We start from the raw sequence: 13,763 nt of genomic DNA on the forward strand, positions 1-13,763 counted from the left end.
GACCTTCCCCTCGTGAGAGGGGAAGGCGCAGTACCAAAAATATAAATCGGCGTAATTAAGTGGTGTCGGTAATGAAAAATAAGAGAGTGATGCGGTCACTGACCGTGATGTTGGGCACCTTGTGCCTGACCGGTTTAACAGGGAATACGGGGGTGACGGCGGCGGTTAAACAGCCGGAATTTAACTGGCAGGCTGCGCCGACCGAGGAGATGCGTGCCAGCCTGACGTTGCAGGATGCCATCCTGCGGGCATTTGCGCGTAATCCGCAAATTTCAGAAGCAGCGGCGCAAATTCGCGTCGGCAAAGGCAACCTTGATGAGGCAAAAAGCGCCTGGTATCCGCAGATTTCCTTACAGGGAACTGCCGGAAAATCACATCAGACTGACTCGGCAGGTAGCCTGAGTAATAACGCATCGGCGGGCGTCCAGCTCAGCCAGCTGCTGTATGACTTTGGTCGTACCGGCGGCAGCATCAGTCAGCAGGAATACCTGTCTGACGCCTATCGTTATTCGCTTTACAGCACAATGACTGATGTGGCGCTCAGTACCCTGCAAGCCTATCTCTCGGTCAAACGCTATCAGGCGCTGAGCCTGGCGGCGCGCGACAATATCGCTTCTCTCGAACGTGTGCGGGACACCGCCAGACTGCGGGCAGACGCCGGACTGAGTTCACAGTCTGACGTGTTGCAGGCAGAAACGCGTATCGCCGGAATGAGAGCCACCGTTGAGCAATACCGCGCGCAGCAACGTTCTGCGCAGGCACAACTGACGGTGCTGACCGGCGTGGTGTCCGATAATTTGCCGGATCTGCCGCAAAGTCTGCTGGACCAGAAAGTGACCCTCGACAAAATCCCTTATGAAAACAGCACGCTGGTGCGTGCCGCACAGGCTAAACAGCAGGCGGCGATTGAGGAAGTTAATCAGACCGAAGCTCAGCACTGGCCGACCCTGAAAGTGCAGGCAGGACGTACGCGCTATGAAAACAGCGGCGGTGGCGGTTCTTACTGGGACGATCAGGTACAGCTGGCGGTGGATGCGCCGGTGTATCAGGGCGGGGCGGTCAGCGCCAAAGTCCGCGCGGCAGAAGGCCAGCGGCAGGCTGCACAGGCCGAAGTCGAAAAAGCCAAGCTGGACATCAACCAGAAAGCGTCGGCAGCTTATGCCGATATGATCGGCGGTCAGCAGCGGCAACTGGCGGGTGAGGAACAGTTCGGCAGCGCGACGCATACCCGCAGCGTTTATCAGGATGAATACAAACTCAGCAAGCGCAGCCTGAACGATTTGCTCAGCGTTGAGCAGGACGTTTTTCAGGCCGATACGTCGCGCATTGGCGCGCTGTATGACGGCTGGGATGCGACGGTGCGCTACGCCGCCGCCGTGGACAATCTGGTCGATATGTTAGGCATCGACAGACACAAACAAACAGGTGACACCATCCCGATGCTGTAAGGCGCGGACAGGACGGGAATAAACCAGAAGCATTCGATATCGAGGTTGAAATGAGTAATGAAGCAACAACACCTTTGTCGATCGACGTCTGGATAAGCGCCATGGGGCGCGTGGCCGAAACATTCGGTAAACCAGCAGATCCGCTTTATCTTCGCCAGCAAATGCGCTGGTTCGAACATCAGCCGTTGCGGCGTCAGCTCGACCGGCTCAGCGGTCTGATGGGGCTTCAGGTGGGTATGGTCAGCTGGAATCAGGTGCGCTGGCGTCAGGAAGTGTTACCTGCCGTCATTACGCTGCAACAGGGTGGCATTGCGGTACTGGAAAATCTGCACGACGACGGCATGGTGGACTACTGGCTGAGCGACGGCGGCAACTTAGTGCGTTCGGCTGAACTGGTGGTGTTGCTTGAGCAAAGCACCGGCCCGGTCTTTCTGGTTGGCGTGGCACCGCGCGGGCGCGATCAGCGTATCGACCCGTTCGTTCAGCCGCATAAAAAACACTGGTTCTGGGATAACTTCCGGGGTTCCGGGCGCAAAATCGCGGAAATCTCGCTGGCCTCTATTCTCGGTAACGTGCTGGCGCTGGCGGGAATTTTGTTCTCAATGCAGGTGTATGACCGTGTGATCCCGGCACAATCTTACCCGACCTTGTGGGTGCTGTTTTTCGGCGTGGTGCTGGCGGCGGGGATGGAATATGTCATCCGCCTGATGCGTACGCTGGTGTCGGATCTGATGGGCAAGAAAGTCGATTTGAAAGTCTCCTCGCTGTTTTTCGTGCGGGCGATGAATATCAAAAACGACGACCGGCCGAAATCCACCGGTTCCTTTATCTCTCAGTTGCGTGAAATCGATCAGGTGCGCGAACTGCTGACCTCGACCACCATCAGCGCGGCGGCGGATATGCCTTTCGTGTTGCTGTTCCTTGGCATCATGTTTTTCATCGGCGGCCCGCTGGTGATTATCCCGCTGCTGGCGATCCCGCTGATTGTCATTCCCGGCATTCTGATCCAGTGGCCGATGGCCAAACTGGCGAAAGAAGGTATGCGCGAAAGTGCACTGCGCAACGCCGTGCTGGTGGAAACCATCGAAGGCATCGAAGACATCAAAGCCTTGCAGGCGGAAGCCTATTTCCAGCGTCAGTGGGAACAGACGCACGAAGTGAGCGCGGCGGTGGGCATGAAGCAACGCGTGTGGGGCGCTCGCCTGACAGGCTGGGCCTCCACCGTGCAGCAACTGACTTACGGCGGCATGCTGGTTTTCGGCGTGTATCTGGTGCTCAGCGGCGACATCACCACCGGTACGCTGGTCGCCAGCAGCATGTTGTCATCGCGCACCATCGCACCGCTGATGCAACTGACGATGGTGTTTTCCCGCTGGCAGCATGCGAAAAGCGCCATGCGCGGGCTGGATGAACTGCTGAAAAAACCTGTTGACCGGCCAGCGGATGCGCAGTTGTCACATTGCCCGACGCTCAGCGGTCATTTCAATGTGCGTAATCTGCAATACACCTACGACAAAGAAAATGCGCCGAATGTGCTCGGTATCGGGCAACTGGAGATCAAGCCGGGCGAACGCGTGGCAATCCTCGGGAAAGTCGGTGCGGGTAAATCCACATTGCTCAAACTGCTGGCGGGGCAGGCCAGTCCGTCGCAGGGGAAAATTCTCATCGACGGCGTCGACATGACTAAAGTTGAACCGGCGGATATCCGCCGCCAGCTCGGTTATCTGTCGCAGGATTCGCGGCTGTTTTTCGGCACCTTGCGTCAGAACCTGATGCTGGGTTATCCGCACGCGACTGACCAGGAAATGCTGCAGGCGTTACGTATCAGTGGCGCGTTGTCGATGGTGCAGGCCGACGCGTCGAGCCTGGATAAAATCATTAACGAAGGCGGGCGCGGGTTGTCCGGCGGTCAGCGGCAGATGGTGATGCTGAGCCGCATGATCCTGCGTAACCCGCAGGTGGTGCTGATGGACGAACCGACCGCGTCGATGGATGAACAACTGGAAGAATACGTCATCCGTCAGTTACATAGCTGGCTGGTGGGGCGGACGCTGATTGTGGTGACGCACCGTCCGGCGCTGCTCAGGCTGGTGGACAGGATCGTCGTGATGGATAACGGGCGCGTGGTGGCTGACGGACCGCGGGATCAGATCCTCGCCAAAGTAGCCAGTACCACGCCCGCTCCGGCAGCGGCGGTCATGGACGATAAAAAACAAGGCGCAGCCTGAGCTGCTAAGGACACCGCATGGCACATCTGACATTGCATGATGAACTGGAAGCCGAAAGCCGCAAAGTCTCGTGGATTATCTGGGGCACGCTGGCCAGTTTGCTGGTGTTTTTTGTCTGGGCACGTTTTGCTGTGCTGGACGAAGTAACGGTCGGTACCGGCAAAGTGACGCCATCGAGCAAAGCACAGCAAATTGACTCGCTCGATGGTGGCGTAATTTTAAAACTGATGGTGCAGGAAGGATCAGTGGTGAATCGCGGACAGCTTCTGGCGCAGCTTGACCCGACACGTTCTCAGTCAAACTACGGCGAGGCCGCCTCCCGTGTGCGGACATTACGTGCTTCTTCTGAACGTCTGAGCGCCGAACTGACCGGCGCACCGCTGAAATTCAGCCCCGAAACCATGAAATCACCGGAACTGGTGGCGCGTGAACGCCAGTTATATTTATCACGTAAGCAGAACCGTGATGAAACGGTGACTAACCTGCAACAGTCGCTCAGACTGGTGAACGATGAAATCAACATGACGCAACCCCTGGTGGCCAAAGGCGCGGCGGGGCAGGTCGAAGTCATTCGTCTCAAACGTCAGGCCAGCGAACTGCGCGGAAAAATCGACGATGCCACTAACCAGTACGCGGTACGTGCGCGTGAGGAGCAGGTGAAAAATAACGCCGATCTGGACGCTGAATTGCAGGTGTTGGCCGGTAAAGAAGATCAGGTGACGCGCTCTGAACTGTATTCGCCGGTTCACGGCATTGTTAAAGACATTCAGGTTTCCACTGTCGGCGGTGTTCTGCAACCGGGCGGCAAGCTGATGGAAATCGTGCCGATTGAAGATCAGCTGCTGATCGAAACCCGCATTAACCCGCGCGACATCGCCTATATCCGCCCCGGACTGCCTGCCACGGTAAAAATCTCTGCATATGATTCATCAATCTATGGCGATCTGGACGGTAAAGTTGAAGGTGTCTCACCGGATACGTTGCAGGATGAAGTGAAGCGCGACCAGTATTATTACCGTGTGTATGTCCGCACCGATAAAGCTTTCCTGACCAACAAAGCCGGGCGCCAGTTCCCGATCGTGCCGGGGATGGTGGCGAATGTGGATATCAAAACCGGTCAGAAAAGCGTGCTGGATTATCTGATTAAACCGTTGAATAAGGTGAAAGAATCCCTGAGGGAGAGGTAAGCAGGAGGCCGCTGCTGATGCGGCTTTAAGGTCAACACCTTGGGCTCGCCGCCCAAACTGGCCCAGAGGACGCGTAAGCGCGCGTCCTCTGGACTCCGGCGCTTTTTTAACTGCGCGCTCTGCTCGCTGACTATGTTTCAGCTGCCGCAGTGATAGCCATAAAGCTCCCACCCCTGCGAAGGGGAGGGCTGGGGTGGGGTATTAAAGAAAAATCAGAGAGTTAAAGTAAGCTTTGACTAAGTGTTAGCCCGTAAAACCCCCTCCCAACCTCCCCCTTCGCAGGGGGAGGAGGAAAGATAAAACATTCTGTCGTTGAATTTAAGATCGTGCGGGCGATTCAGAAATCTTGCTGAACGGAGCGGCTTCGAGACCTGTGGCTCGAAGACCGAGAGAAGGAACCGCGCAGCGGCAAGATTTCCAGCCTGTCGCTGTGGTACCTGAAACATAGCCAGCACGCGATAGCGCTTGTTGAAAAAGCGAAGGGAGATCCAAGAGGTAAAAAGCACTTTTCCCTCTTGGTCGGTTTCGGCGCGAAAGGCTCTGCGATAACAGTTATTGAGAAACCGAAATATTCCCGCTCAAGCCTTCACGGCCATGAAAACCCAAAATTTGCACCTTTATAAAAGGGGTTCAAGCCGCTATTGCAGCGGCTCCTGCAATCTAAACCCGGCGATAGGATCTTCAATCTCAGTCTTGCGCTTATCCTGCCAAAGATTCATCCTCGCCCGCAGCGAGCCGCTGAGTTCATCGTGAACCTGCTTCGCCGCCTCGGATTCCGGGTTCAGCTCGAGCACGAATTCCATAAATTTATCCGCGATATAACGGTTTTTCTTCACGCCGGTACCGGTCAGCCAGGCCATGCCAAGGGTATAAGCGGCTTCGGCGCGATCCGGGTGCGCGGCGTTATGCAGAATTTCCGGCAGCCACACTTCTGCTGCCTGACGTTTCTCGGCATCGGAGCCATTATCCAGCGCGCAACTGGCGCGATAGTAGGCGGCGGACAGGTGCCCGGCGTCTATCGCGCGCTGATACCACTGCATCGCCTGTTCATAATCCGGTTCGCCGCTCAGCCCGTCGCGCAGCGCGTTAGCGCAGGTAAACATAGCCGGAACCATGCCAGAGCGGGCGGCGCTGAGCACGCAATCCATCGCATTACTGTCATTGTGATAATGCTCAGGCACATCATGGTGCCAGCCGTTGCGGTAGAAGAAATACAGCTCGTAGCAGTGAATGGCACTGCCGTGGCGCGCCATGCCGGTCATCAGAAAATGAGCGGCATCGATGTCGTCATTGATTGCCATATCATGCGCCAGCGTGACCAGATCGCTGACCGGTTGTTCATCCCCCGATTGCTGGATAAGCGACCACGCGTGTTCCATCAGCCCTTCACTTAACTCCGGCCGGGCTGGCAGTCCGTACAATCCGAATTGCAGCGCCGTCGCGGCAAACGCGACCAGCACCGGATCATTGGCCTGGCTCAGGCCGCGGGTCAGTAACTGAGTGAGTACCGGCAAACCTTCTTCATGACCGTTTGCCAGCACGGCGCGGGAAATAAACATGCGGGCAGAATGGCCCGGCATCGCCTGCGGTGAAACGGCGAACAATGCGTCATAAACGGTCAGGCCAGCCTGATCATCATCCTGCCAGTAAGCGGTACAAATCCCGGCGAGATCCAGCAGGCGGATGCGGGTTTCAGGCGTGATGGGCTGAGCCAGTAAAGTCGCCAAACGCTGCTGGAGTTCCTGCGCCCGCGGTGATTCCCGTTCTGCAATATCGCCGGATAGCGCATCGCACAGCGCGTTCGCACGAAACTGGTTACGTTCTTCATCGCTAAATTCCGCACACAGCGGGCTGTCGATAATCAGCATCTGTTGCTCGTCGCTGCCGCCCCAGAACGCGGAATGGAATAACAGGTAGGATTCCATCGTGCCGACGTCGGCGTGACGCACGGACATCGCCATGCGCAACCAGTAATCCAGCGCTTCTTCACCGGTTTTTCGGGTTTGCTGTAACGCGGCAGGTAACATTTGCGGCCAGTGTGTGGCAGGTTCGAACCCGAGGGCGTGGATATGCGCCACCCCGGCTTGCCAGATTTCACTGTCCTGAATCGAAAACTTCTCATGCAGGGGCTTGGGGATTTCGCCAGCGAAAAGAGATTTCAGCCAGTAAGGCTCACCGAAACCCCCGCTGAGATTCATCAGATGGCGGAACGCATGAGTCGGGCGCGGGTGTAATTCGATGGCGCGTAAAAACGCCAGCACGGCGTAATCGCAACACAACTGGGCACCGAGCCACTGGTGATCTTCAATTTCATTTTCGCCCTGAGACTGGCGGATCAACCAGGCATTTTCATGCCAGACCATGCCCAGCAATACGTGAGCGTGGTAGCTCTGCGGGCATTGCTGCGCCCAGTCACTGAGAACTTCCAGCGGATTAAGTGCAGGCGATTCCGTACCGGTAAACAGAGTAGCCGGATGCATCAGCAGGCCGTAATCGCTTTGGCCTTCGCCCTGATTCTGCCAGCCACGCATCAGTGACAACAGCCACTCGTCGAGTTTTAGAAAACGGCGGGTTGCCAGAAGCATTCTGGCTTTGGATATGTTGTCGAGCTGATCCTGTTGTGGCATGAGGTTCCCTGAACGGTTGAATAAAGAAGCTGTTGCGTGGCACCGCAGTTTATCGGTCTTCCCGGCGGTGATCAGCGGGATTGGTCTGACTTTGGCTATAGTAACGGATCTGAAGTGTCGCTGACCAACAAAGCCTCTCCACAATATCGATTAATAATTTTCCGAAAATACCTTATTAATTTAATGGATTAGATATCGAATATTAAGAAAATCGAAATTCAAAAGATGGAGATAATGTGAAGTAATTATGGAGAAATACAGTCAACGGGCGCGATATAATCAATGATGAATGTCACAGAGTGATATTATATCTTTGTAAATCAAAAAAAACCGGCCACAAAGGGCCGGCTGTTGTTTCCACAAAACGGGGAATGAGGGTAATTGAATAACAAATAATGATGATAGCGAGAGAGAGTATATATTATTGCTGAATGTATGATTTATCACTTAGTGCGGTAACGGGTTTAATTAATTAATTGATATGTATCATTTTTTTATTAAATTAGCTTTGCGTGCTTTATTTTAACAAAAATAAACAGACGTAAATTTACGCAATATTAATATATTGTTACATATTCTAATATATAAGTAATGTCTTCACTAATTTCGTATCATTTTCTTTCTGGATTAAAAGAATCTATATCATGAGAATGGAACTGCCATGTCGGGCCAACATTTATACAGATACAAAAAACGTTATGCAGATTTAAAGCGGTAAAAAAAAACTGTACTTTACATTTAGTGGCACGGTCCGACACCTATCGAGGACAAAAAAATGAAAATCCGTGTTCTTTCACTCATGATCCCTGCTTTAGTGGTGGCGGGATCAGCAAGTGCGGCAGAAGTTTATAATAAAGATGGTAATAAACTGGACCTGTACGGTTTAGTGGATGGCTTGCACTACTTCTCTAACGACAAAGGTTCTGATGGCGATCAGAGCTACATCCGCCTTGGTTTCAAAGGCGAAACCCAGATTACTGATCAACTGACGGGTTACGGCCAATGGGAATATCAGGTTCAGGCTAATCAGGCTGAAAGCTCTGATGACGGTGACCGCGCATTTACCCGTTATGGTTTTGCAGGTCTGAAATTTGGCGACATGGGTTCATTCGACTACGGTCGTAACAACGGCGTGATGTATGACGTTGCCGCCTGGACCGACATGCAGCCTGAGTTCGATGGTTCCACTTATGGTGCTGACCAGTTCCTTTATCAGCGTACCAACGGCGTGGCAACTTACCGCAACGACAACTTCTTTGGTCTGGTCGATGGCCTGCACTTTGCCCTGCAATATCAGGGTAAAAACGACAGCGGCGGCGGCGAACCAGGTACCCGCGATGTGCTGACACAGAACGGCGACGGTTACGGTATGTCGCTGAGCTACGATATTGGCGCGGGCGTCAGCGTAGCGGGTGCATTCTTCAACTCTGACCGTACTGACGAGCAGAACTCTGCACCGGGTATCATGGGCGACGGTAAAAAAGCCGAAGGCTACACCGGGGGGCTGAAATATGACGCGAATAACGTCTATCTGGCTGCGATGTTTACCCAGGCTTACAACGCTTCCCGCTTCGGTTCCACCGATTCAGAAGCTTACGGTTATGCTAACGAATCCCAGGCATTTGAAGCCTATGCAAGTTATCAGTTCGATTTCGGTCTGCGTCCGTTCGTAGCTTATAACCAAACCCGCGGTAAAGATTTAGGTTCAGACCGTCTGGGTAATAACTACCAGGATCAGGATCTGGTTAAATTTGTTGACCTCGGTGCGACTTACTACTTCAACAAAAACATGTCAGCCTACGTTGACTATAAAATTAACCTGATCGACAGCAGCACCTTCACCGACAACGCTGGCATCAATACCGATGACGTGACGGCGGTAGGTCTGGTGTATCAGTTCTAAGCGTGCCTTTCTCAGACACAGAATAGCGCTTAGCAGTAAAGAATAAGCAGTAAAAGAACGCGGCCTCTGATGGCCGCGTTTTTTGTGGATTTCTGACAGCTTCAGGCAGATTTCTGATGGATGAGATGCAGCGGGGGAGAGACATCAAGCTTGATGTCAGGGTTCTGGCGGAATTCATGTGGCGTTATGTTGAAACGCTTGCGGAACATGTAGGTGAAATGCGATTGCGAACCAAAACCGAAATCCATAGCAATGTCAAAAATCGGGGTTTCACTGCTGCTCAGCTGATAAACAGCACTCGCCAGACGGCGTTCCCTGATGTACTTCCCCAGAGAAATGCCTGTCGATTCTTTGAACAGTTTTTGCATGTGCCAGAGCGAATAGCCTGAATACTCAGCCAGTTCTTCAAGATGGATCACACGACCAAGATGGCCTTCAATCCATTTGCTGAGTGCGCAGACGATAGCGATATGAATGTCTTGAGCCATAACCAGTCTGTATTAAGGTTGAATACCGCTATTATACACGAGTTCGCCAGGTTGGCGTGGCAGCTGTTGCTCAGAGATGTTCAGGGGGTGGGCAGACAATAATGGCCCGGTGGGCAGGACTGTAATGACAGCCGCGCGGGCCATGTTTTAACGCAACAGGATCCAGTGGATCAAACGGGCGATGCCATCGTCCACCACGACTATCCCGACGAGAATAAGAACAATCAAAACCACAAAGTTCTTACCGGTTGGCAAAATGATGTCTCCCTTTATCCCTTTTCAGGGAACGGAACTCAGTTACCAGGGGCTGCTGCCCTGCATATTCAGTGCAATCACACCCAGACAAACCGCAACAAAGATCAAAAATACGATAAGAAGCCGTTTCATTCTTTTTTTTACAGAGCTTGCGCTCTTCCTCCACAGTGAGTCAGCCAGCAATTTCTTTAGCCACAAACACTGCGAACGTTAACCGCTTATTTCTGTGAGATCCAGTCTGTCAGAAATTTTTAATCTTTTTGCTCGCGTTTGATTAACCGTCTGTGGCCGGGCGACGTACCAGATCGGTTTTCTGCCCGCCATTAATCACCGTCGTTGGTGGCGTTTCCGGCACCAGCGCATCCGGCGCAATGTTCATGTGGTTAAGGATTTCGCCCATAATCTGCCCGAAAATCGGGCCTGCAACCGAACCACCGAAGTGCTTGCCCGCTTGCGGATTATTGACCATCACCACCAGTGCAACACGGGGATTACTGGCAGGCGCAACACCGGCGGTGTAGTTGATGTAACCGCCGTCGTATTTGCCACTGGCTCCCATTTTTTCCGCCGTACCGGTTTTAATCGCCAGACGGTATCCCGGCACCGCAGCGCTGAGGCCGGAGCCGCCGGGCAGGGCGTCACTTTCCATCATATGAATCACGGTTCTGACCACGTCAGCCGACATCACACGGGTGCCAAGCACCGGCGGCGTGACTTTGGTTATCGACAGCGGTCGGTAAATACCTTCGGCACCAATCGTGGCGTATTCACGGGCGATTTGCAGTGGCGTGACGCGCAGGCCGTAGCCAAAGGAGAAGGTAGCGCGCTCGATATCAGCCCAGCGGTCACGGTGGAGCGGGAAATAACCACTGCTTTCGCCACCGATACCCAGATCTGTCGGTTTGCCCAACCCAAAGGACTGATAAAGCTGAACCAGTACACTGGCAGGCATCGCCAGCGCAATGTGCGACACCGCAATGTCACTGGATTTTTGCAGGATACCGGTGATGGTCAGCGCTGGCCAATGACCAACGTCGCGGATCAGGTGGCCGTTAACGGTATACGGATGGGTATCGAGAACGGAATCCGGACGGATCATATGGCGGTTCAGACCCGCCATCACCACCAGCGGTTTGACCGTCGAACCCGGTTCGAAACTGTCGCTGATCGCCACATTTCGCATGTCTTTTGCCTGAACACCGGCATAGTTATTGGGATTATAGGACGGATAGGACGCCATCCCTAAAATCTCACCGGTATTCACATCCACCAGAACAGCAGCACCGGATTCAGCCTGGTTAAGCGTAACGCCATCGCGCAGCCGCGAGTACAAAACGTACTGCATAAAACTGTCGATACTCAGGTTGATGGTTGGCGGCTGTTGTGGCGCGACTTCTTTCAGGATGCCGATCACATTGCCATGGCGATCCTGACGGTATTCGCGCATGCCCGGTTTGCCCTGCAGCAGAGCATTAAAGCCTTTTTCAACGCCTGTCAGACCTTCATTATCTGTCCCGACGACGCCGACCAGATTTGCTGCGGCTTCACTCATCGGGTAATAACGGCTGTCATCGAGCTGACTGCTGATGCCGCCGAGGTGCAGCTGGCTGATATCTGCGGCGATGCCTTCTTCTATTTTGCGGCCGAGATAGACGAAGCGGCGTTGAGGATCACTGGTGATGGTTTGCTGGAGCTGCGAAAGTGGCATATTCAGCGCGGAAGCCAGATATTGCCACTTCGGACTGTTCAGGTCGCTGTGCAATTCCAGCACACGGAACGGATCGGCGATAATGTCTTTTGAGGCGACGCTCAGCGCCAGCGGATGGCCGTTACGATCAACAATAGTGCCGCGCCCGGCAGGGATGACAGTGGAACGCAACGAGCGGGAGTCGGCTTCTTTTTCCAGCATTGGCTGGTTGAGCAATTGCAGGTAGCCCACCCGGCCGAGCAGAAGCGCCAGGCAACAGACAATACCGAGACAAATCAGCGCAAAGCGCTTGGTGTAGAAATTAGGTTGGGCGCTGGATTTTTTTAGGCTCGGTGGCATGGCTGTTTCGCAAAGTCATTGGCGCGTGTGAAGCGAAAAGCGAAGGTGCGGGGACAATGTACCGGATGAAATCACCCAGTTCTGTACCTCATTATGTGCAACTCATCGCTCTGATTGATAATGAATTTCGTATAACCCGCACATCTTATATTAAGCCATAGCGATGGATTGTTTATTTCAATTGCTCTTTGTAAGTAAGTGCAACGGCAAGGTGGATTTTTACTCCACAGCGAGCCACTCGTCGGCTTCTTCGAACATTTCCTCTAACATTTGATTTAACTGCGAACGTTCCTGCTTGCTGGCACCGTGGGTATTCAGCCCGTTAGCCTGCATCGGTTTTACTTTTACTTCCGCGTCAGGAAACAGACGGTGTACCCGTTTAACCAGTTCCGCTTCAATCTTTTCACTGGCATTGGGGATGCCGGAGACATTCCGTTTGTCAAAAATCAGTTCGACCCGCATAACTTTCCTCATAAAAGACAGGGAGAAATAACTGTTGAAATATACAGTCTTATTTGTGCGGGTCCAAGTGATTTTTAGTCTGTTCTCTGCATAACGCCGCGCCCGATGAGACGCTGACGATCGTGAGGGCGGCGCAGATCAAGCTGCGGACCTGCCGGAACGATACCTGTCGGATTCAGCCATAAAATACCGTAGTAACCTTGTTTGATATGCGCCAGGTTTACCGTGTCGCTGACCCCCGGCCACTGATAGAGTTCACGCAAATAATTTGAAAGATTTCGATAGTCTTCAATACGGCGAATATTACATTTGAAGGCACCGTGATACGCGCTGTCGAAACGCACCAGAGTGACGAACAGACGCCAGTCGGCTTCGGTAATATATTCACCGGCCATGTACCGGTGGGTGTTTAAATGCGCCTCAAGGGTATCGAGCGTGCCGAACAGTTGGGTCACGGCGGCGTTATAGCTTGCCTGAGTCTTCGCAAAGCCCGTCTTGTACACACCGTTGTTGACGTCGTGATAAATCACTTCATTCCAGCGGTCGATGTCTTCGCGCAGGGCAGCAGGGTAAAAGTTATCCCGATTTCCGGTCAGTGCATCAAACGTATGGTTAAGAATGCGGATAATATCAGCCGATTCATTATTGATGATACGCCCTTCGCGACGGTCCCACAGCACAGGCACGGATACTTTGCCGGTATAGTGTGCATCGCTGGCGGTATAGAGCTGATGGATGTAACGCACCTGCTCAATCTTTTCGCCTGCATCCTGCGGCGTGTCGAACGTCCAGCCATTTTCACCAATCACCGGCAGAGCAACGGATACCTGAATGAATTTTTCCAGCCCTTTCAGATGGCGGAAAATTAACGTGCGCGAGGCCCACGGACACAAATAAGAGACGAAAAGCTGATACCGTCCGGCTTCCGGCTCAAGATGTGTCTGGCGAAAGGCAGTTTCCTCACGATGAAATGCCCCGTTTTTTATTTCTTCTTTCGCGACGTCGCCGCTTACCCATTTTCCGTTGACCAGTCCCGCCACGATGGTTGCACTCCGCTCATTTTTTAGAAAGTTATCAGAATATAGGGTCCACCGTAACGGTTTCAGGCTGCGCTATAA

The 13,763-nt window shown here is 53.3% G+C and carries 9 protein-coding genes; 4 read left to right on the top strand and 5 right to left on the bottom strand.

Annotated features, from left to right (window positions below):
* Positions 1 to 71: 71 nt before the first annotated feature.
* From AACU55_RS13515 to AACU55_RS13525, 3 genes are read left to right on the top strand one after another with little or no spacing between them, the layout of a single operon-like run.
* On the top strand, positions 72 to 1,448 hold the full coding sequence (locus tag AACU55_RS13515) for a TolC family outer membrane protein (protein ID WP_041673044.1): 1,377 nt from the start codon (positions 72 to 74) through the stop codon (positions 1,446 to 1,448).
* 50 nt (positions 1,449 to 1,498) lie between these two features.
* Entirely contained in the window at positions 1,499 to 3,676 is a 2,178-nt protein-coding gene (locus tag AACU55_RS13520) for a type I secretion system permease/ATPase (RefSeq protein ID WP_134705610.1), read from the top strand.
* A 17-nt stretch (positions 3,677 to 3,693) separates the two neighbouring features.
* On the top strand, positions 3,694 to 4,863 hold the full coding sequence (locus tag AACU55_RS13525; RefSeq protein ID WP_013574625.1) for an HlyD family efflux transporter periplasmic adaptor subunit: 1,170 nt from the start codon (positions 3,694 to 3,696) through the stop codon (positions 4,861 to 4,863).
* Positions 4,864 to 5,501: 638 nt separating this feature from the next.
* Here the strand turns inward: AACU55_RS13525 and AACU55_RS13530 are convergent.
* On the bottom strand, positions 5,502 to 7,490 hold the full coding sequence (locus AACU55_RS13530; RefSeq protein WP_134705611.1) for a DUF4034 domain-containing protein: 1,989 nt from the start codon (positions 7,488 to 7,490) through the stop codon (positions 5,502 to 5,504).
* A gap of 775 nt (positions 7,491 to 8,265) precedes the next feature.
* Here AACU55_RS13530 and ompC point away from each other — a divergent pair.
* Positions 8,266 to 9,393: a porin OmpC gene (ompC, locus tag AACU55_RS13535; protein WP_013574627.1), complete on the top strand. Its 1,128-nt coding sequence runs from the start codon at positions 8,266 to 8,268 to the stop codon at positions 9,391 to 9,393.
* A 101-nt stretch (positions 9,394 to 9,494) separates the two neighbouring features.
* On the opposite strand, the gene AACU55_RS13540 is transcribed toward ompC, so the two are convergent.
* The 4 genes from AACU55_RS13540 to AACU55_RS13555 all read right to left on the bottom strand — a co-directional run bounded on the left by AACU55_RS13540 (position 9,495) and on the right by AACU55_RS13555 (position 13,685).
* A complete protein-coding gene (locus tag AACU55_RS13540; protein ID WP_013574628.1) occupies positions 9,495 to 9,881 on the bottom strand; it encodes a helix-turn-helix domain-containing protein in 387 nt (128 codons plus the stop codon).
* Between the two features lie 529 nt (positions 9,882 to 10,410).
* The gene (locus tag AACU55_RS13545) at positions 10,411 to 12,183 is read right to left on the bottom strand and encodes a penicillin-binding transpeptidase domain-containing protein (RefSeq protein WP_013574629.1); all 1,773 of its coding nucleotides are present in this window, start codon (positions 12,181 to 12,183) and stop codon (positions 10,411 to 10,413) included.
* 219 nt (positions 12,184 to 12,402) lie between these two features.
* Positions 12,403 to 12,645, bottom strand: a complete 243-nt coding sequence (locus AACU55_RS13550) for a DinI family protein (RefSeq protein ID WP_013574630.1) — start codon at positions 12,643 to 12,645, stop codon at positions 12,403 to 12,405.
* A 74-nt stretch (positions 12,646 to 12,719) separates the two neighbouring features.
* Entirely contained in the window at positions 12,720 to 13,685 is a 966-nt protein-coding gene (locus AACU55_RS13555; RefSeq protein WP_134705612.1) for a glutathione S-transferase family protein, read from the bottom strand.
* Positions 13,686 to 13,763: the final 78 nt, after the last annotated feature.

The sequence above is a fragment of the Rahnella sp. CJA17(1/100) genome, from assembly GCF_963881615.1.
Lineage (GTDB): Bacteria > Pseudomonadota > Gammaproteobacteria > Enterobacterales > Enterobacteriaceae > Rahnella > Rahnella aceris.

Bases quoted from the DNA above. Each gene is read 5' to 3' on its own strand.
- AACU55_RS13515 (WP_041673044.1), top strand. From the start codon at position 72: ATGAAAAATAAGAGAGTGATGCGGTCACTGACCGTGATGTTGGGCACC.
- AACU55_RS13520 (WP_134705610.1), top strand. From the start codon at position 1,499: ATGAGTAATGAAGCAACAACACCTTTGTCGATCGACGTCTGGATAAGC.
- AACU55_RS13525 (WP_013574625.1), top strand. From the start codon at position 3,694: ATGGCACATCTGACATTGCATGATGAACTGGAAGCCGAAAGCCGCAAA.
- AACU55_RS13530 (WP_134705611.1), bottom strand. From the start codon at position 7,490: ATGCCACAACAGGATCAGCTCGACAACATATCCAAAGCCAGAATGCTT.
- ompC (WP_013574627.1), top strand. From the start codon at position 8,266: ATGAAAATCCGTGTTCTTTCACTCATGATCCCTGCTTTAGTGGTGGCG.
- AACU55_RS13540 (WP_013574628.1), bottom strand. From the start codon at position 9,881: ATGGCTCAAGACATTCATATCGCTATCGTCTGCGCACTCAGCAAATGG.
- AACU55_RS13545 (WP_013574629.1), bottom strand. From the start codon at position 12,183: ATGCCACCGAGCCTAAAAAAATCCAGCGCCCAACCTAATTTCTACACC.
- AACU55_RS13550 (WP_013574630.1), bottom strand. From the start codon at position 12,645: ATGCGGGTCGAACTGATTTTTGACAAACGGAATGTCTCCGGCATCCCC.